An 18,159-nucleotide genomic window follows, 5' to 3' on the forward strand; every position below is an offset into this window, starting at 1 on the left:
CCGGATCACCCCGGGTACGGCGACTCGGCCTCGATCCCCTCGGCGGCGAACTGCGGCTCCAGCACGCCCTTCCAGCAATCGGGGCAGATGCCGTGGCTGAACCGGGCGTCCGAGCCGGTCGGCTCCTGCTCCAGGAACGGCACGAGTCGAGCTGAGCAGGGGTGACAGCGCGGGTACGGCCGTCCCCAGGCTTCGTGACGTTCACCGGTTGTTAACCCGCCAGACGCTCCTGACACGGTTCCGAAACGCCGGGGTTTCCGGGCGGAACCGATCGTGTCGATTTTTCCGTTTGACCGCCGCCGTTTCGTGTCCCACGTTACCCGCGTCTACCCGATCTCCGGCCGGGTCTGAACCACCCCCACACAGTCGCCGCCACGGGCCGCACGCCGGCCCGCCGGGGCGCCGTCATCACGCGAGGCCCACCGTGAGCCGCGACCCCTTCGCCAGCTACCTCACCGAGATCGACCGCACCCCGCTGCTGACCGCCGCCGAGGAACGCGAATTGGCCGGCCGCATCGCCACCGGCGACGTGGAGGCCCGCGACCAACTCGCCCGCGCCAACCTGCGGCTGGTGGTCAGCATCGCCCGCCAGTACGGCGGCCGCGGGCTGGCGCTCGAAGACCTGATCGCCGAGGGGAACGTCGGCCTGCTGCGGGCCGTGGAGGGGTTCGACCCCGCCGCCGGCACGCGGTTCAGCACCTACGCCGCGTTCTGGGTCCGGCAGGCGGTGCGGGTGGCGCTGAACAAGTACGGCCACGCCGTGCGGCTGCCGCAGTACATGGGCGTGCTGCTGCCGAAGTGGCGGCGCGCGGAAGCGGCGCTGCGGGACTCGCTGGGGCGGGAGCCGCTGGCGACCGAAATCGCCGCGGAGTTGGGGCTGAAGCGGGGCCAGGCGCGGGCGGTGGCCAAGGCGCTGAAGGCGGTCGGCTCGGCCCGCGCGACCGGCGGCGAGGAGGACCCGAACGCCCTGCTGGCGGACATTCACGCGGCGGCCCCACAGGACCGGCTCGCCACGGCCGACGAGGTGCGGGCGGCGCTCGGCTCACTCGACCAGCTCGACGAGCGCGAGGCGGCGGTGCTACGGCTGCGGTTCGGCCTCGACGGCGGCGAGCCGATGACGCTCGAAGACGTGGGCCGGCAGTTCGGCCTGACCCGCGAGCGCGCCCGGCAGATCGAGCGCTCGGCGCTGGCGGCGCTGCGCGAGTCGCTGGCGGCGTGATCAGCCCGCCGCGAGCGGCGGATCACCGCCGCCGCGCGACACCACCCTCGGTCAGCACCCAGTACGCCCCGGGCGTCACGCCTGAAAACTCCTGCGTCTTCCCCGACGGCCAGTGGACCGTCACGCCGGTCACGGCCGCGTCGGCGCCCAGGCCCACCAGCAGCCGCGGGTCGCACGTCGAGGCGAAGCTGCCGCCGCCCTTCGCGAACTTGGTCTGCGTGCCGCCGGCGCTCGTCACCACCACGCGGGCGCCGACCACGTCGCGGTTCTTCTCGCCGGCCAGCACCAGCCCCAGCCAGTTCTTGCCGTCCGCCACGTTCCGCAGCACCGAAACCGGCTCGTTGAGGTGGCTGACCACCAGGTCCGGCCGGCCGTCGTTGTCCAGGTCGCCGACGGCCAGGCCGCGGGCGTTGTGCGGCGAGCGGAAGTACGGCCCGGCCTGCCGCGTCACCGGCTTGAACTTCCCCGCCTCGTTCCGCAGCAGCAGCGGCGTCTGCCGGCGGTCGATCTTCGTCGGGAAGCGGATGGCGTGGCCGCTGACGATCATCAGGTCGTCCCACCCGTCCAGGTCGTAGTCGAAGAACCCGGTGCCCCAGCTGACGTAGCTGCCGCCGACGACCGCGAGGCCGGACGGGAGCGTGTCGTAGGTGAACTGCTCCTTCCCCGGCCCGCTGCGGTTGCGGTACAGCGCCGGCAGCTCGTTCTCGTAGTTGGTCACGACCACCGACGCCAGCCCGGTGCGGTTGAAGTCGGCGGCGTCGAGGCCCATGCTGCCGTTGGCCATGCCGCGGTCGTCGCGGGCCATGCCGCTGAACAGCCCGCCCTCTTTCAGGTCCACCGGGCCGCCCGCCTTGCCGCGGTTCACGTACAGGAAGTTGTCGTCGGTGTCGTTGGCCACGTACACGTCCGGCCGGCCGTCGTTGTTCAGGTCGGCGACGAGAACGCCGAGCCCCTTGCCGTCGGTGCGCAGGTTCTGCGTCGGGGTGATGTCGGCGAACGTGCCGTTGCCGGTGTTCCGGTACAGGGTGTGCGGCAGCGCCTTGAAGCGGCGCGGCTGGCACACGTCGCGGGTCTTGCCGTCGTAGGTGCAGTCGGTGGGGTGGTTGGTGTCGAAGCCCCAGTCGCCGTAGTGGGTGACGTAGACTTCGGGGAACCCGTCGCCGTCCAGGTCGCCCCACCCGGCCGACGCCGACCACAGCTTGTCGTTCAGCCCCGCCTTCGCGGTCACGTCGGTGAAGCGGCCGTCGCCGTCGTTGTGGAGCAGCACGAGCCGGCTGTACCCGGTCACGAGGAGGTCGGGCCGGCCGTCGCGGTCGTAGTCGAAGGCGGCGGCGCCGTGGCTGTACTGGAACGTGACCCGATCCAGGCCGGCCTTCGCGGTCACGTCCTCGAACTTGAAGCCGCCGAGGTTGCGGTACAGCTTGCACGGGTGGCCGAGGACGGTCTTGTCGCGGTAGTGGCCGCCGCCGGGGAGGAAGACGTCGAGGAGGCCGTCGCCGTCGTAGTCGAGGAGCGCGGCCCCGCCGCCGAGCGACTCGATGATGGCGAAGTTGCCGGCCTCTTCGCCATTCTTGTAGGTGAACGCGACGCCGGAGGCGGCGGTCACGTCCTCGAACAGCGGCGGGCCGACCGGCTCCTCCGGCTGCGCGGGCGCGACGACGGCGGAACCGCCGCCGGAGCAGCCCACAACGGCGAGCGCGGCGGCGAGGAGGCACCCGGCGACGACGGGGAAGCGGCGGTTACGCATGGGAGCGCCGGGTACGGGTGAGGGGGCGTCTATCGTTCTACGCCGCCGACCCGCCGGGCGTGCGGTCAGTCCGTCGTCAGGCAGTACCGGTTCCACACCGTGCCGCCGTTGCGCACGGTCACGCGGTACAGCCCGTCCGCGGCCGGCGACCACACCAGGTCGACGCGCTCTTCCTTGCACGTCGTCCGCGCCACTACCCGGCCGTCGGGGCCCTCGACCGTCAGGGCCAGTTCCGTGTCGCCGTCGCCGCGCACGCTGACGCGCGCCTTGCCCCCGTCCTTCGTGTACTGGAACTGGTACGAGTCCGCCCCCTTGGCCGCGATCCGCCGCAGCAGCGTCAGCGGCACGGCCAGCCGGTCGCCCTCGTTCCGCAGGCCGAACCGGTCGACCGCCAGCGTGTACGTGTTCGTCCCCTTCTTGCCGCCGAGGTTCTGCACCTGCGCCCGGGCGTACCCGCTCCACCCGGCCGTGAACCCCTTCCGCTCCTGGTCCGTGTCGCCCGTCTCCTCGACCAGGAGCTTGCCGAACGTCTTGTTCTTCTTGCCGAACTTGCGGGTGTCCTGCCCCGGGCCGTCCACGTCGTCGGCGTACAGGTCGAGGTCGGTGGTGCCGTCGCCCTTCAGGTCGAGCGTGACGGGGGCGCCCTTGGTGACCGGGAAGTAGAACTCGTCCCACCCCGGCGTGTCCACCGCCCCCTGCACCACGAACCGCCGGCCGCCCGGCTGCTGGAGACCTTCCAGCGCGCGCTTGATCTCGGCGAAGTGGACGCTGTTGTCCACCACCTGCCGCTTCCCCTCGCCGATGGTGCCCTGCGAGATGATCGCCAGCAGCTTGCCGTCGGAGGCCAGGACCGCGCCGCCGCTGTCGCCCTTGTTGCTCGGGGCGTGGTGGGTGACGGAGTAGAAGACGCGGCCGTCCTTGTCGTGGTGGTGGACGTTGCGGACCTTCCCCTCCGAGTAGCCGAACGTGCCGCCCTCGAAGTAGTTGCTGTTGCCGATGACGTGGACCGGCTCGCCGGGGTCCGGGTTCTCGGCCGCCAGCGGCACGGCGACGACCCCGGCCGGGAGGCGGTCCAGCCGTACGAGCGCCAGGTCCTTGCCGCGGTTGAGGTAGACCACCTTGCCGGGCACGCGCACCTCGGGGTGCTTGGCGTAGAACACGGCGTCGGTCACGACGCGGCCGTCCTTCCCCTTCACCGGGAACGCCACCTTCACGTCGAACCGCCCCTCGCGGACCACGTCGTCCACGACGTGCGCGGCCGTGACGACGAGCTTCTTCTCGGCGTCCACGAGGACGCCGCTGCCGACGCTCGTGGAGCCGTCGGACTCGAAGTGGAACAGCACCGTGGAGGGCACGGCCTTGCGGTACAGGACCACGTCGCCGCGCGCGGGCACGGCGACGGCGGCGGCGAGGGCGGCGAGCGCGAGGGCGCGGCGGGCGATCATGTCGGACCTCCGAACAGTGGTGAGGGGAGCGTAAGCGGGCGCGGGGCGGGCGTCAACGCATCTGGCGCGACGCCGAGGCTACCCGGGGCTTCCGCCCCGGGCTAACGACGGCCGCCCCTCCGGGGCTCAAGACCGTTGGCTCGGAGCTTCAGCCCCGGAGGGGCGGCCGTTCTTAGCCCGGGGTGGAAACCCCGGGCGGCCGTGGCGGTGTCACGACCAACTCCCGCCCGCCGTAAACTTCCCCCATGCCCCGCGACCCGCTGCCGATCGACGCCGCGCTTCCCGAACTGCTCGCCGCCGTCCGCGCCTCGCGCGCCGCCGTCCTCCGCGCTCCCACCGGCGCCGGCAAGACGACCCGCGTCCCCCCGGCGCTGCTCGACGTGGTTCCCGGCACCGTCGTGATGCTCGAGCCGCGGCGCGTCGCCGCCCGCGCCGCGGCGCGCCGCATGGCGCACGAACACGGCTCCGCCCTCGGCGACGTCTTCGGCTATCAGGTTCGCTTCGACCGCGCCGCCGGGCCGAACACCCGCGTCCTCGTCGTCACCCCCGGCGTGCTGCTGCGGCGCCTCCACGACGACCCATTCCTCGACGGCGTCGGCGCCGTCGTGTTCGACGAGTTCCACGAGCGCGGCCTCGACGCCGACCTGGCCCTCGGCATGGTCAAGCTCGTCCGCGAGACGGTGCGGCCCGACCTGGTCGCCGTCGTGATGTCGGCGACGATCGACCCCGGCCCGGTGGCCGCGTACCTCGGCGGCGCCCCCGTCGTGGACAGCGCCGGCCGCAGCTTTCCCGTCGAAATCGTGTACCGTCCGCGCCGCACCGCCGCGGAGGGCGTCCGCGAGGCGCTCCAGCTCACCGACGGCGACGTGCTCGCGTTCCTGCCCGGCCTCCGCGAGATCCGCCACACCGCCGACGAACTCGGCGACCTCGGCGTGGAAGTGCTGCCGCTCCACGGCGACCTGCCGCCCGAGCAGCAGGACCGCGCGTTGCAGCAGCTCGGCCGCCGCAAGGTGGTGCTGGCCACGAACGTCGCCGAAACGTCGGTGACGGTCGAGGGTGTGACCGCGGTCGTGGACACGGGGTTGGCGCGGCAGCTGGAGTTCGAGCCGGCCGTCGGCATGGACCGGCTGCGGCTCGTCCCCATCTCGCGCGCCTCGGCCGACCAGCGTGCCGGCCGCGCCGGGCGGACGCGGCCGGGCGTGTGCCTGCGGCTGTGGGACGAACCCGGCCACCGGGCCCGGCCGGAGCAGACGGAGCCGGAAATCCGCCGCGTGGACGTGTGCGGCGCCGCCCTTCAACTTCTGGCCCTCGGCGAGACCGACGTGTCGAGCTTCCCCTGGCTCGACCGCCCGCGCCCGGAGGCGATCGATCAGGCGAACCGCCTCCTCGAACAGCTCGGGTTGGTGATAGCTTCACGGGTGGTCGACGACTTGTTAGGCCGGGGCGCAAGCCCCGTCGGGGTTGATAACCCGACGGGGCTTGCGCCCCGGCCTAACGGGCTGACCGACCTCGGCCGCGAGGCGGCGCGACTCCCGGTCCACCCGCGGCTCGGCAGGCTACTGGTGGAAGGGAAGCTCCTCGGCGACCCGCGGCGGGCGGCGCTGGCGGCGGCGCTGCTCGCCGAGCGCGACCCGTTCGTGCGGCCCGACGGCCCGCCGACGCGCACCGCGCCGCCGACCGCGTCCGACGTGCTCGATCGCGTCGAGGCGCTGGAGGCGTTCGAGCGGACGAAGCGGCTCGACACGCCGGTCGGCCAACTCCACCGCGGCGGCGCCTTCGCCGTGCTGGAGGCGCGGGATCAGTTCGCTCGCCTCCTGGCGAGCGGCGGGCGTCAGCCCGCTGTTCCGATCGACCGCGACGCGGTCGTGCTTCGGGCCGTCTTCGCCGCCTACCCCGACCGGCTGGCGCGGCGGCGCGAGCCGGGCAGCTCGCGGGCCGTCACCGTCGGCGGCCGCGGCGTGAGGCTCGCCCCCACCAGCGGCGTCCGCGAGCCCGAACTGTTCGTCTGTGCCGACGTCGATGCTGCCGGCGCCGATGCGTTCGTGCGGCTCGCGTCCGGCGTGGACCGCGCCTGGCTCCCCGCCGAGCGCCTCACCGTCCGCACGGATGTCACCTTCGACGACCAGACCGAGCGCCTCGCTGCCCGCAAGCGGACCCGCTTCGACGACCTGATTCTCGACGAGGTGCAGGCCCACATCGCCGACGAGGCCGACGCGGCCCGGGTGCTCGCCGCCGCGGCCCGCGACCGGCTGGCGAAGGTGCTCCCCGATCCCGAGTCGGACGCCGGCCGCTTCCGCACCCGCGTCCGCTGCCTCCGCGGCTGGCTCCCCGAGCTGAACCTCCCCGCGTTCGACGCCGCCGACCTCGGCGACCTGCTCGAACACCTGGCCCGCGGCCGCCGCTCGCTCGCCGAGCTGCGGTCGGGGCCGTGGCTCGACCTGATGCGCGGGCAGCTCACGTTCGACCAGCAGCGGGCGCTCGACCGCGAGGCGCCGGACCGGCTCGAAGTGCCGAGCGGCAGCCACATCGCGTTGCAGTACGAGGAGGGCCGCCCGCCCGTGCTGGCGGCGCGCATCCAGGAGCTGTTCGGGCTCACCGAGACGCCGCGCGTCGGCGGCGGGCGGGTCAAGGTGCTGCTGCACCTGCTCGCGCCGAACCACCGGCCGCAGCAGGTGACGGACGACCTGGCGAGCTTCTGGAAGACCGGCTACCCGCTGGTGCGGAAGGAGCTGCGCGGCCGCTACCCGAAGCACAGCTGGCCCGACGACCCGCTCACGGCCGAGGCGGTGCGCGGGGCGAGGCGGCGGCCGCCGACGTAACCGCGGCGTAACGAGCGGCTCCCGGCGGCTTGTTTCGGCGGCCCGGCCGACGGCATACTACCCTCGCCGCACCCGCCCGCGTGCCGCCCCAGGAGGTGACGACGATGACCGCCCCCGTCCGCATCGGCCTACTCGCCGCGCTCGCCGTACTCGTCGGCGGCGCCGCCCCGGCCGCGCCCGAGCCCGCCGCCACCGAGCCGACCAAGCAGGAACGCGCCAGCCTGGCCTACCTCCACCGCCACACCGTGAAGCTGTTCATCGACCAGTCCGGGTTCGGGTTCAGCCGCATGGAGCCGCCGCTGACGGACGTGCTCGGCCCGCCGAAGTCGGCGGCCGACCAGCCGAGCGGCACGGCGGTCGGGCCGCAGCCGGACCCGATCGTCATCGTTGCGGCCAAGGGCGCGAAGGGCGCGAAGGACGAACGGCCCGCGCACTTCTCGTTCGCCAAGGCCGCGGCGCGCGGCGTTGTGTTCTTCCCGCCGCCGGCCCCGAAGAAGGCGTGGGTGCTGAAGGACGTGCAACTGGTGGGGCTCGTCAAGAACCCGGAGCCGGTTGTGTACCTGACCGGCGGCGGCATGAAGACGGAGAAGGAGGTGAAGACGCGGCGGCCGGACGCCTTCGAGACGAGGGCGCTGGAGGTGATCCGCGGCGGCGGCGACCTGGTGCAGGCGGAGAAGGCGAACGGCGCGATGCGGGCGGTGAGCGGCGTGTACGCCGGCCGGCAGTGCCTGCGGTGCCACGAGCGGCCGGGCGAGATGCTCGGCGCGTTCACCTACCGGCTGGCCGTCGAGGACGCCCCGGCCGCCGGCACCGTGCGGCCGTGACCCCGCGCTATCGGCCCGGGCCGCCGACGTACCGCTCCGCGAAGCGGAGGAACGTCGGCCAGTTCGGGCCGGTGGTGTGGCCGCCGGCGTGCTGGCGGAACGCCACCTCGCCCGCCACCAGCGCCGTCTCTTGCGGCGGGAACTCGGCCGTGCCCAGGCCGCGCTTCCCGAGCAACTCGTACACCGGCCCGGCGTGCACGCCCGCCAGGAACATGCCCCGCGCGTCCACCCACGTCCCCTCCACCTGCGCCGACCCGACGCTGATGAACACCGGCCGCGGGGCGCACAGCGCCACCAGCTCGTGCGCGTCCACCGGCAGGTCCTTCGCCGTCAGCGGGCCGGCGTACTTCAGGTAGTTCCCGGCCATCCAGTGGTACTCGCCGCTGCCGGCCACGTTCTCCACCTTCTCGCCGAAGTCGCGGCGGTGCAGCTTCGCCCCGCCGGCCCCCGACGAGCCGATGAACCCGACCGCGAACCGCTCGTCGTAGGCCATCGCCACCAGCGCCGCCTTGCCGTACCGCGACAGCCCCTCGATCATCACCCGCCGCGCGTCCACGCTCGGGTCGGTCTCGAAGTAGTCGAGCGCCCGGCTGGCGCCCCAGGCCCAGGCCCGCAGCGCGCCCCAGTCGTCCACCCCGCGCGGCCGGCCGGCGTTGCAAAGGCCGATGATCCCGCGCGTCAGCCCGGCGCCGGTGTCGGCCTGCACGGTGGCCGGAACCAGGATCGCGTAGCCCCACCCCTTCGCCAGCACCTGCTGCTGCCACGACGGGCCGCCCTTCCCGCCCGGCGGCGGCAGCGCCGGCCCCTTCCCGCCGGGGAACACGAAGCCGAACTCCAGCACCACCGGCACCGGCCCGGCGGCCGCCGCCGGCACCGTCAGCGTCAGGGCGATGTCCACGGTCACCGCCGGGTACGCCGAGTTGTCCACGCGGCCGACCAGCGTCTTGGTGACGACCGGGACGTCGCCCACGGTCTGCTTCTCGGTCCTGGTCACCTCCCACTTCACCTTCGGCGTCTGCCGCGGCACCCGGCCGTACACCTCGCGGTCGAAGTCCTCGACGATCTCGGCGCGGCGCCTGGTGCGCCACAGTTCCGGCGTGGTGACGCGCTGCCCGTCCTTGAGCCGGAGCGGGTCGGGGAGGTCGGGGTACGGCGTGGCCTTCGCCTCGTCGCTGTTGGCGGCGTTCGGCGACTTGGGGTTGCCGTCGGCGCCGCGGCGCAGCTCCTTGATGCCGAGCAGGTCCATCGTGCGCTTGTGGTCGTCCTTCGCGGAGAGCTGGACCGGCGGCGGGTGGTCGGCACGGGCCGGGACGGCGGCGACGAGCGCGAGCAACGGAAGCAGAACGGTCGGTCGCATGACGTGTCCTCGGGACAGGGGAGAGGGCGCGACGCCTGGTGAACGGGCTTCGCCGCCAACCCGGCGCTACCGGCCGGCGGTGGCCGCAAGGACCCCGCCGGCGACGACCAGGACGGCGGCCAGCGCCAGCCGGCCGGGCTGAACCGTCTGCCATTCGCCGAGCGCGACGAGGCCGACGGCCACGGCCACGAGCGTGTTCATGTTGTAGAGCGGCACCAGCTGGCTGATGCGGGCTTCGAACCGGCCGAGGGCGACGGCGATGGCCCCGACGCCGGCCGCCCACAAGAGCCCGAACAGCGCCGCGTACCCGGCGCCGGCCGGCGTCGCCGAGGCGTCCCGCTCGACGGCCGTCACAGCCGCCCCGGCCGCGGCCACGACCAGCCCGATGACGACGAGGTACGGCCCGGTGGCGATGCCGCCGGCGGCGCCCTTCTGCACCGCCCCCGACAGGCCGAAGCAGACCGCGGGGACGAGCCCGCCGACGAGCAGGCCGAGGGTGGCGTTCGACATGCCGGGAGGATACGCCCCGCCGCCCGGCGACAGCGCGCGAATTCCGAATAAATCCACCCCAGCGGCGGGAGTACCCCGCGGACACCGACCCCGGACGGCCCGATGCCCGGCCCCCCACTCCGCGACGTGCTCCGCCGGTTCCCGCCGGCCCACGACGGCGCGGACCGGCCCGACGCCGACCTGATCCGCCGCTACGCCGCCGAGCGCGACGAGGCGGCGTTCGAGGCGCTCGTGCGCCGGCACGGGCCGATGGTGCTCGGGGTGTGCCGCCGCGCCCTCGGCGGGCACGACGCCGAGGACGCCTTCCAGGCCACGTTCCTGGTGCTCGCCCGCAAGGCGGGGGCGCTGCGCGACCGGGCCGCCGTTGGCAGCTGGCTGTACGGCGTCGCCGCGAACGTGGCCCGCCGGGCGCGGGCGCGGATCGGCCGGCGGCGCGAGTGTGAACTCGTCGCCGACCCCCTGCACCACCCACCCATCGACGGCTGGCGCGACGCCGTCGCCGTCGTGGACGACGAGTTGGGCCGGCTCCCCGCGAAGTACCGCACGCCGATCGTGGCCTGCGCACTCGAAGGGCAGACGATTCGGGAGGCGGCGCTCGCGCTGGGTTGGCCGCAGGGCACCGTCGCCACGCGGCTCGCACGCGGCCGGGCGTTACTGGCGGCACGGCTGGCGCGCCGCGGGGTCGCGGTCGCAGCGGCACTGGCGGCGTTGGGTCCCGTACCGGTGACGGCGGAACTGGTGGCTCGGGCGGTGCGGGTGACGGCCGGGGCGGTCCCGGCCGCGGTCCTGGCGCTCACGAACGAGGTCACGCGCGGCATGTTCCTCACCAAACTCAAGGCCGTCGCGGCCGTCCTGCTCGCCGCCGGCGTCGGCGTCGCGGCCGCCACCGTTCAACCGCCCGACGCCCCACCGAAGGCCGACCCGCCGGCCGCGAAGCGCGAGGCGACCGCCGCCCGCAAGCTGATCGAGCGACTGCACGCGTTGAAGCCGAAGGGCGGCGGCGAGTGCCTGGACGACGACAGCGGCGCGGTGCTGCGCGACCTGATCCGCCTCGGCCCGGCCGCCGTCCCCGACGTGGTCGCCGAGCTCGACGCCACCACCGACCCGTTCCTGCTCCGCTGCCTCGGCTACGCCGCCCGCGGCATCGGCGACAAGCGCGTGGTGCCGGCTCTCATCCGCGCGCTGCCGAAGACGTGCCTGCCGAGCGCCAGCGACTACGGCAACGTCTCGAACGACCCGGAGCTGTTCGCGTTCCTGAAGGAACACGCCCACGACAAGGTGAGGATCGGCGACCACTACGCCTTCGGCCGGCCGCTCACCGAGTTCCGGTCGGCGCTGAAGGTGCTGACCGGCACGACGCACGGCGAGTCCGAACTGAACTTCGCCTCGCTGAGCGGGTCGGCCCGGCAGCAGGCACTGCAGCGCGAGCAGTTCCACCGCTGCGCCGCGCGGTGGGCGGCGTGGTGGGACGCGAACTCCCGCGACCTCGTGGCCGACCCTGCGTACCGCGCGTCCGGCTACAAGGCGCCGCCGGCCGCCGCCCTGCCGCCGCCGCCGGCCGAGTTCCCGCACGGGCCGCGGGCGAAGTTCGGTGGTGGGATTTCGGGCGGCGTGCTGGAGTCGGCGCGGGCGGCCGGGGCGGGGGCCGTGTTCAAGGATTTGGACACCGGCCGCGAGGGACGGATGCCGGCGCACCTCCGTGCCGCCGCGGGCCGGCCCGATCGGCTCGATGCCATCGCCGCGTGGGCCGCGGGTGAGGGCTACGACCTGATGTGTACCGAGGACGGCCCCGCGACCGAGCCGCACTACGTGATCCGCGGCCTGGGCCTGACCGCGTGGGAAGTCGATGTCGGTCGGCGCGGCACGCTCGCGGCGGAAGTGAAGGCCGACGGGCGGTTCGAGATGGGCCGGCCGGCGGGGGCGCTGCTGGCGCCGTTCGACGCCAAGGCCGGCCGGCACGCGATCACCGAGCCGGGGCTGTTCCTGTTCCGCACGCGGGAGGGCGGCTACGGCTGGCTGTTCGTCGGCGCTGAGGTCCACGACAACACGCTGCAGCCGGGCGGGGCAGCCGGCGGCGACCTGGAACTGAGCCCGGTGGCGTTCCAGAAGGGCCGGCGGTACGGGTACACGCTGGTGTGGGAGTAGCCCGCCGGCGGATCGATACGTTACCCGTACCGATCCGCCCACCCGGGGAGCCCCCATGACCCGGCCGTGCCTCGTCGCCGCCCTCGTCCTCGCCGCACCCGCCGCCGCCGACGAGCCCCCGCGCCGCCCCGCCCACCTCGCCGTCGTCCCGGTCACCGTCACCCTCAGCGCCGCCGAGTACACCGCCATGCAGCCGCGCGGCGGGCTCGCCGGCTTCGGCCCGCGGCAGCCGGTGCCGCCCCCCGCCGACCCGACCCGCGAGGCGCACAAGAACAACTTCGGCACGGACCTGCCGTGGGCCACCGGCGACGTGACGATCGGCGGCGAAACCTTCACGGGCGTCGGCGTCCGGTACAAGGGGAACGGCACGATCCTCGACGCCAGCTTCACGGCGCAGAAGTCGTTCCGCGTAAACCTGGGGCGCGGCGGCGGCACCGGCCGCTACCACGGCTCGAAGACGATCAACCTCCACTGCGGCATCACCGACCCGTCCGGGTACCGCGAGGCGTTCGGGTACGCCGTCTACCGCGCCGCGAAGGTGCCGGCGCCGGCCACGACGTTCGCCGAGGTGCGGCTCACCGTGCCGGGCCGGCACGCCGCCGAGTTGCTCGGCCTCTACACCCTCACCGAGGAGGTGGACGCGGCGTTTCTCCGCGCCCACTACGGCACCGCCGACGGCCTGCTGCTGAAGCCCGAGGGCGTGCGCGACCTGGAGTTCCGCGGCGACGACTGGACCCGCTACGCCACCGCGTACCGCCCGAAGCGCGAGCCGACCGCCGCCGAGGCGCGGCGCCTCGTCACCTTCTCCCGGCTGCTGCACACGGCCGACGACGCCGCCTTCCGGCGCGAGGCCGAGGCGTACCTGGACGTGGACGCGTACCTGCGGTTCCTGGCGGTCACGTCGTTCGTCGCCAACGTGGACAGCTTCTTCGCCCTCGGGCACAACTACTACCTGTACCTCCACCCCGCGACGGGCCGGCTCCACTTCGTGCCGTGGGACCTCGACCGGGCGTTCGCCAACCACCCGCTGTTCGGCACCGCCGAGCAGAAGATGGACCTGAGCCTGACGAAGCCGTACCCGGGGAAGCACCGGTTGACGGAGCGCGTGCTGGCGCTGCCGGGCGTCGGCGAGCGCTACCGGGCGCTGCTCCGCGACCTGGCCGGGACGGCGTTCGCGAAGGAGCGGCTGCTGAAGGAGCTGGACGCGGCCGAGGCGGCACTGAAGGAGCCGCTGGCGCGGGACGCCGCGGCGGCGCGGGCGCGCAAGGAGGGCGACACGACCGCGGGACTGCAGCTGATGTACGGCAAGCCGCCCAACCTGCGCGAGTTCGTCGGCCGGCGGACGGCGTCGGTGGCGGCGCAGCTGGCGGGCACGTCGGCTGGGTACGTGCCGGCCGGCGGGTTCGGCCCGTTCGGCCCGCCGCCGGCGAAGAAGGAGTAGGGCCGCGTCAGGCCAGCACCTCGCGGACCACCCGCGCGTGCTCCACGCCGGTCAGCTTCGCGTCCAGCCCCTGGTGCTTGAACGTCAGCTTCTCGTGGTCGATGCCGAGCTGGTGGAGGATCGTCGCGTTCAGGTCGTGGACGCTCACCGGGTTCTCGGTCACGTTGTACCCGAAGTCGTCGGTCGCCCCGTGCGTGACACCCGGCTTGACGCCGCCGCCGGCCATCAGCACCGAGTAGCAGCGCGGGTGGTGGTCGCGGCCGTAGTCGGTGGCGGTGAGCGCCCCCTGGCTGTACACGGTGCGGCCGAACTCGCCGCCCCACACCACGAGCGTGTCGTCGAGCAGCCCCTTCCGCTTCAAGTCGCGGAGCAGCGCGGCCGTGGGCTGGTCGGTGTCGCGGCACTGCCCGCGGATCGCCGCGGGGAGGCCGCCGTGGTGGTCCCAGCCCATGTGGAACAGCTGCACGAAGCGCACGTCGCGCTCGGCGAGGCGGCGCGCCAGCAGGCAGTTCGCGGCGTAGCTGCCGGGGCGGTTCACGTCCGGGCCGTAGGCGTCGAGCACGGCCCGCGGCTCCTTCGTCGTGTCGAGCAGCTCCGGCACGCTCGTCTGCATGCGGAACGCCATCTCGTACTGGGCGATGCGGGCCTGCGTCTCGGGGTCGCCGACGGCGTCGAAGTGCTGGCGGTTGAGCGCGGCGAGGCGGTCGAGCGTGGCGCGGCGCGCGGCCGGGTCCACGCCGGGCGGGTTCGACAGGAACAGCACGGCGTCGCCGGTGTTGCGGAACTTCACCCCCTGGTGCCGGCCCGGCAGGAAGCCGGCGCCCCACAGGCGGTCGTACAGCGGCTGGTCGTCGCGGCGGCCGCTGCCGAACGACGTGAGGACGACGTACGCCGGCAGGCTCTGGTTCTCGCTGCCGAGGCCGTAGCTGACCCACGAGCCGATGCTCGGCCGGCCCGCGAGCTGGTTGCCCGTCTGGCAGAAGGTGATAGCCGGGTCGTGGTTGATGGCCTCGGTGTGGACCGAGCGGATCATCGTGAGGTCGTCGGCTACCGTCGCCATGTGCGGCATCAGCTCGCTGAGCCACAGCCCGCCCTTGCCGTGCTGCGCGAACTTGAACATCGACGGGGCGGTGGGGAACGTCGCCTGCCCGCTGGTCATGGTGGTGAGGCGCTGGCCGCGGCGGATGCTCTCGGGCAGGTTCTCGCCGCGGCGGCGCTCGAGTTGCGGCTTCGGGTCGAACAGGTCGAGCTGCGACGGGGCGCCGGACTGGAACAGGTAGATGACGCGCTTCGCCTTCGCCGCGGGGAGGCGGAAGGGTTGCGCTCGTGCGGTGAGCGTGGCGAGCGCCGCGGCGCCGAGGGCGGTGGAGTGCCGCAGGAACAGGCGGCGGTTGAGCGCGTCGGCGGGGTGCGGGGTCATGGTGCGGCCTCCGGGTCTTCTTGTGCTGAGCCCGGTAGGGCGTCGGCGTGTAGCCCGGGGTGGAACCCCGGGCGGGCGTGTTCGTGGCTCGTGGGAGTGACGCCCCGGTATCACCGCCGACGCCGCCCGGGGTTCCACCCCGGGCTACACGCCGACGTCCTCCGGGCTCAAGCCCCGAGCCGTCATTCCCGGGTCACCACCTCGTCCAGGTTCAGCAGCACGTTCGCGGTCAGCGTCAGCGCCGCCTGTTCGGCGTCGCCGGCGAGGCGCTTCGCCGCGTCGGGGTCGGCGCGGAAGCGGGCCACGTCGGCGGCGTAGCCGTCGCTCAACACCGCCAGCTCGGCCGCGGTCGGGCGGCGGGCCGTGACCACGCGGAAGCCGTAGGCCAGCGGGTCGGCGCCGCCCTCGGCCTTCATGCGGGCCGCCAGCGCCCGCGCCGCCTCCACGTAGGTGAACTCGTTCAGCAGCGCCAGCGCCTGCAGCGGCGTGTTCGTGCGGGAGCGGCGGACGGTACACACCTCGCGGTTCGGGGCGTCGAACAGCAGCATCGTCGGCGGGGCGGCGGTCCGCTTCCACACCGTGTACATCGTGCGGCGGTGGCGGTCCGGGCCGGCGTCCATGCGGTAGTTCCGCAGGTCGCCGTACACGCTCACCTCGTCCCACACGCCCGCCGGCATGTACGGCCGCACCGACGGCCCGCCCAGCGTCCGCGTCAGCAGCCCCGCCGCGGCGAGCGCCTGGTCGCGCACCAACTCGCCCGGCAGCCGGAACCGCGGGCCGCGCGCCAGCAGGCGGTTGTCCGGGTCGCGCTGCACCAGCGCCGGCGTCACCCGCGACGACTGGCGGTACGTCGCCGACGTGACGATCAACTTGTGCATGGCCTTCATGTCCCAGCCGAGGCGGACGAACTCGGTGGCGAGCCAGTCGAGCAGCTCGGGGTGCGACGGGAACTCGGCCTGCGTGCCGAGGTTCTCCGTGCTGCGCACCAGCCCCGTGCCGAAGAAGTGCTCCCACGCCCGGTTCGCCCACACCCGCGCCGTCAGCGGGTTCTCCGCCGACGCCACCCACCGCGCGAACGACAGTCGGTCCGCCTTCGCGCCGGCGGGGAGCGGCGGCAGCGCCGCGGGCACGCCGGGCGTCACCTTCGCGCCGCGGCGGTCGTACTGGCCACGCACCAGCACGAAGGCGTCGCGCGGCGTGCCCTCCTGCATCACCATGACCGTCGGCAGCGCTGCGTCGAAGTCGGCGAGGCGCTTGCGGGCCGCGGCCAGCGCGGCGTCGGCGCGCTTCACCGGGCCGTCGGCGGTGGTGCGGTAGAAGTCGGCCAGCGTCGCGGTCTGCGTCGGCGTCCGTTTCGCCGGGTCGGTGTCGAGCACGGCCTTCACCGCCGGCGGGATGCGCGGCCCGGCGAGCGTCACGGTGCCGGGGGTAGCGCCGGTCACCGACAGGCGGAAGCGGCCGACCGAGTGGTGGTTCAGCGCCTCGTGGAGCAGCTTCACCGTGATCGTGGCGTCGGCGGGAACCTCGACCGCCGTGTCGGCCACGAGCGCCGCCTTGAGCGGCGCCCGGCGCGTGGGGCCGTCGGCCGCCCAGCCGCGCTTCGGGTCGCCGCCGAGGAGGTTCTTCACGTCCCAGCCCGGCTGCGAGTAATCGGCCACGGCCCGCACGAAGCGCAGCTTCCGCGGCTCCTTCAGCGACGGCGCCGTGACTTCCGCTTCGATCGAGGTGAGGACGAAGTTGCCGTTCGGCGCCCGGCCGACGCTCTGGTTCGGCAGCGACTTGTCGGGCAGGCATTCGAGCAGCACCGCCGACAGCGGCCCGGCGGCGACAGGGGCGACGACGGTGTACAGGTCGTAGGGCGGCGACTGCCCCACCGCGAGGTACGAGCCGTCGGCCTGCTTCTCGAACTTCCCCATGCCGCTGCCGGCCACCGAGCGCGGCGCCAGCACCGTCCACGCCTCCTTCACCTCGGCGTGCGACGCCTTGAAGCCGGGCTCCCACGCGGCGACGAGTTTGGGCAGTTCCTTCGCCGCGTCGGCCGCAGCCTTCTCCGCGGCGCCGACCGCGTCCTTCAACTTCGCCAGCTCCGCCTCCTGCCCGGGGAGCGGCACCGTGACCGCCGGGTCGGAGTTGCCGCCGCCGCGGTTCGCCGCCAGCGTGCCGGACTCGGGCACGTTGTTGAAGAACGCGAACAGCCGGTAGTACTCGGCCTGCGAGATGGGGTCGTACTTGTGGTCGTGGCAGCGGGCGCAGCCGGCGGTCATGCCGAGCCACGTCAGCGCCGTCGTGTCCACGCGATCGATCACCGTCTCGACGCGCCACTCCTCGCCGATCAGCCCGCCCTCGCCGTTCAGCCGGTGGTTGCGGTTGAACCCGGTGGCGATGATCTGGTCCCGCGTCGGGTTGGCGAGCATGTCGCCGGCGAGTTGCTGGATGGTGAACTGGTCGTACGGCAGGTTGCGGTTGAACGCGCGGACGACCCAGTCGCGCCACGGCCACATCGCCCGGCTGCTGTCGGTCTGGAAGCCGTTGCTGTCGGCGAAGCGGGCGTAGTCGAGCCACGGCATCGCCATCCGCTCGCCGTAGTGCGGCGACGCCAGCAGCCGGTCCACGACCTTCTCGTAGGCGTTCGGCGCGGCGTCGGCGAGGAAGGCGTCCACCTCCTGCGGCGTCGGCGGCAGGCCGGTGAGGTCGAGCGACAGCCGGCGGATGAGCGTCTCGCGGCTCGCCTCCGGCGCGGGCGCCAGCCCGTCCTTCAGCAGCCGGGCGCGGACGAACGCGTCGATGGGGTTGACGACGGCGGGCGTCGTGGCGGGCACGGGTGGCCGCTTCGGCGTCTCGAACGCCCAGTGCGCCGACCACTTCGCCCCGCCCTCGACCCAACTCTTGATGGCGCCCACCTGCGCCGGCGTGAGCGCCTTGCCGCCCTTCGGCGGCGGCATCCGCTCGGTGGGTTCGGCGCTGGTGACGCGGGCGAGCACCTCCTTCGCCGCGGCGGTGAGGCCGTCGCGGGTGTCGAGGCGGAGGTCGGCCTTGCGGCCCTTCTCGTCGGGGCCGTGGCAGGCGAAGCAGTACTCGGTGAGGACCGGCCGCACGTCGCGGGCGAAGTCCACGTCGGCGGCGGCACGGGGGGCCAGGGCCAGAACGGCCGCGGCGGCCAGGAGAGCGTGGCGCATCGGGAGACCTGCGGCCGGGCGGGTGGGACCGTGTGATTATGCCGCGCCCGGGGTGC

The 18,159-nt window shown here is 73.9% G+C and carries 12 protein-coding genes; 5 read left to right on the forward strand and 7 right to left on the reverse strand.

The features are described 5' to 3' along the window. Window positions 1-5 precede the first annotated feature (5 nt). The gene (locus ETAA1_RS32395; protein ID WP_202920397.1) at window positions 6-143 is read right to left on the reverse strand and encodes a hypothetical protein; all 138 of its coding nucleotides are present in this window, start codon (window positions 141-143) and stop codon (window positions 6-8) included. A gap of 281 nt (window positions 144-424) precedes the next feature. Between ETAA1_RS32395 and ETAA1_RS25405 the strand changes: the two genes are divergently transcribed. Then, window positions 425-1,219: a sigma-70 family RNA polymerase sigma factor gene (locus ETAA1_RS25405; protein WP_145243290.1), complete on the forward strand. Its 795-nt coding sequence runs from the start codon at window positions 425-427 to the stop codon at window positions 1,217-1,219. Window positions 1,220-1,241: 22 nt separating this feature from the next. On the opposite strand, the gene ETAA1_RS25410 is transcribed toward ETAA1_RS25405, so the two are convergent. Then, complete coding sequence (locus tag ETAA1_RS25410) at window positions 1,242-2,966, reverse strand: CRTAC1 family protein (protein WP_145243291.1); 1,725 nt, start codon at window positions 2,964-2,966, stop codon at window positions 1,242-1,244. A 65-nt stretch (window positions 2,967-3,031) separates the two neighbouring features. Continuing rightward, the gene (locus ETAA1_RS25415; protein WP_145243292.1) at window positions 3,032-4,411 is read right to left on the reverse strand and encodes a S1 family peptidase; all 1,380 of its coding nucleotides are present in this window, start codon (window positions 4,409-4,411) and stop codon (window positions 3,032-3,034) included. A 245-nt stretch (window positions 4,412-4,656) separates the two neighbouring features. Here ETAA1_RS25415 and ETAA1_RS25420 point away from each other — a divergent pair, with 245 nt between their 5' ends. Together ETAA1_RS25420 and ETAA1_RS25425 are read left to right on the forward strand one after the other, a co-directional pair. Beyond that, window positions 4,657-7,230, forward strand: coding sequence for an ATP-dependent RNA helicase (locus ETAA1_RS25420; protein WP_145243293.1), 2,574 nt, complete (start codon window positions 4,657-4,659; stop codon window positions 7,228-7,230). 104 nt (window positions 7,231-7,334) lie between these two features. Next, complete coding sequence (locus ETAA1_RS25425; protein WP_145243294.1) at window positions 7,335-8,054, forward strand: hypothetical protein; 720 nt, start codon at window positions 7,335-7,337, stop codon at window positions 8,052-8,054. A gap of 7 nt (window positions 8,055-8,061) precedes the next feature. On the opposite strand, the gene ETAA1_RS25430 is transcribed toward ETAA1_RS25425, so the two are convergent. After that, complete coding sequence (locus tag ETAA1_RS25430; protein WP_145243295.1) at window positions 8,062-9,411, reverse strand: glucuronyl esterase domain-containing protein; 1,350 nt, start codon at window positions 9,409-9,411, stop codon at window positions 8,062-8,064. A gap of 66 nt (window positions 9,412-9,477) precedes the next feature. Further along, complete coding sequence (locus ETAA1_RS25435; RefSeq protein ID WP_145243296.1) at window positions 9,478-9,921, reverse strand: hypothetical protein; 444 nt, start codon at window positions 9,919-9,921, stop codon at window positions 9,478-9,480. Between the two features lie 102 nt (window positions 9,922-10,023). Between ETAA1_RS25435 and ETAA1_RS25440 the strand changes: the two genes are divergently transcribed. Then, window positions 10,024-12,066: an RNA polymerase sigma factor gene (locus ETAA1_RS25440; protein WP_145243297.1), complete on the forward strand. Its 2,043-nt coding sequence runs from the start codon at window positions 10,024-10,026 to the stop codon at window positions 12,064-12,066. A 55-nt stretch (window positions 12,067-12,121) separates the two neighbouring features. Beyond that, window positions 12,122-13,507, forward strand: coding sequence for a CotH kinase family protein (locus ETAA1_RS25445; RefSeq protein ID WP_145243298.1), 1,386 nt, complete (start codon window positions 12,122-12,124; stop codon window positions 13,505-13,507). A gap of 7 nt (window positions 13,508-13,514) precedes the next feature. On the opposite strand, the gene ETAA1_RS25450 is transcribed toward ETAA1_RS25445, so the two are convergent. After that, the gene (locus ETAA1_RS25450; RefSeq protein ID WP_145243299.1) at window positions 13,515-14,927 is read right to left on the reverse strand and encodes a DUF1501 domain-containing protein; all 1,413 of its coding nucleotides are present in this window, start codon (window positions 14,925-14,927) and stop codon (window positions 13,515-13,517) included. Between the two features lie 182 nt (window positions 14,928-15,109). Further along, on the reverse strand, window positions 15,110-18,103 hold the full coding sequence (locus tag ETAA1_RS25455) for a PSD1 and planctomycete cytochrome C domain-containing protein (protein WP_145243300.1): 2,994 nt from the start codon (window positions 18,101-18,103) through the stop codon (window positions 15,110-15,112). Between the last annotated feature and the right edge of the window lie 56 nt (window positions 18,104-18,159).

The sequence above is a fragment of the Urbifossiella limnaea genome (genome assembly GCF_007747215.1).
Classification (GTDB): domain Bacteria; phylum Planctomycetota; class Planctomycetia; order Gemmatales; family Gemmataceae; genus Urbifossiella; species Urbifossiella limnaea.

Excerpts from the sequence above, each read along its gene's own strand:
- ETAA1_RS25425 (WP_145243294.1), top strand. The coding sequence starts at position 7,335 with ATGACCGCCCCCGTCCGCATCGGCCTACTCGCCGCGCTCGCCGTACTC.
- ETAA1_RS25415 (WP_145243292.1), bottom strand. The coding sequence starts at position 4,411 with ATGATCGCCCGCCGCGCCCTCGCGCTCGCCGCCCTCGCCGCCGCCGTC.
- ETAA1_RS25410 (WP_145243291.1), bottom strand. The coding sequence starts at position 2,966 with ATGCGTAACCGCCGCTTCCCCGTCGTCGCCGGGTGCCTCCTCGCCGCC.
- ETAA1_RS25455 (WP_145243300.1), bottom strand. The coding sequence starts at position 18,103 with ATGCGCCACGCTCTCCTGGCCGCCGCGGCCGTTCTGGCCCTGGCCCCC.
- ETAA1_RS25430 (WP_145243295.1), bottom strand. The coding sequence starts at position 9,411 with ATGCGACCGACCGTTCTGCTTCCGTTGCTCGCGCTCGTCGCCGCCGTC.
- ETAA1_RS25445 (WP_145243298.1), top strand. The coding sequence starts at position 12,122 with ATGACCCGGCCGTGCCTCGTCGCCGCCCTCGTCCTCGCCGCACCCGCC.
- ETAA1_RS25450 (WP_145243299.1), bottom strand. The coding sequence starts at position 14,927 with ATGACCCCGCACCCCGCCGACGCGCTCAACCGCCGCCTGTTCCTGCGG.
- ETAA1_RS25435 (WP_145243296.1), bottom strand. The coding sequence starts at position 9,921 with ATGTCGAACGCCACCCTCGGCCTGCTCGTCGGCGGGCTCGTCCCCGCG.
- ETAA1_RS25440 (WP_145243297.1), top strand. The coding sequence starts at position 10,024 with ATGCCCGGCCCCCCACTCCGCGACGTGCTCCGCCGGTTCCCGCCGGCC.
- ETAA1_RS25420 (WP_145243293.1), top strand. The coding sequence starts at position 4,657 with ATGCCCCGCGACCCGCTGCCGATCGACGCCGCGCTTCCCGAACTGCTC.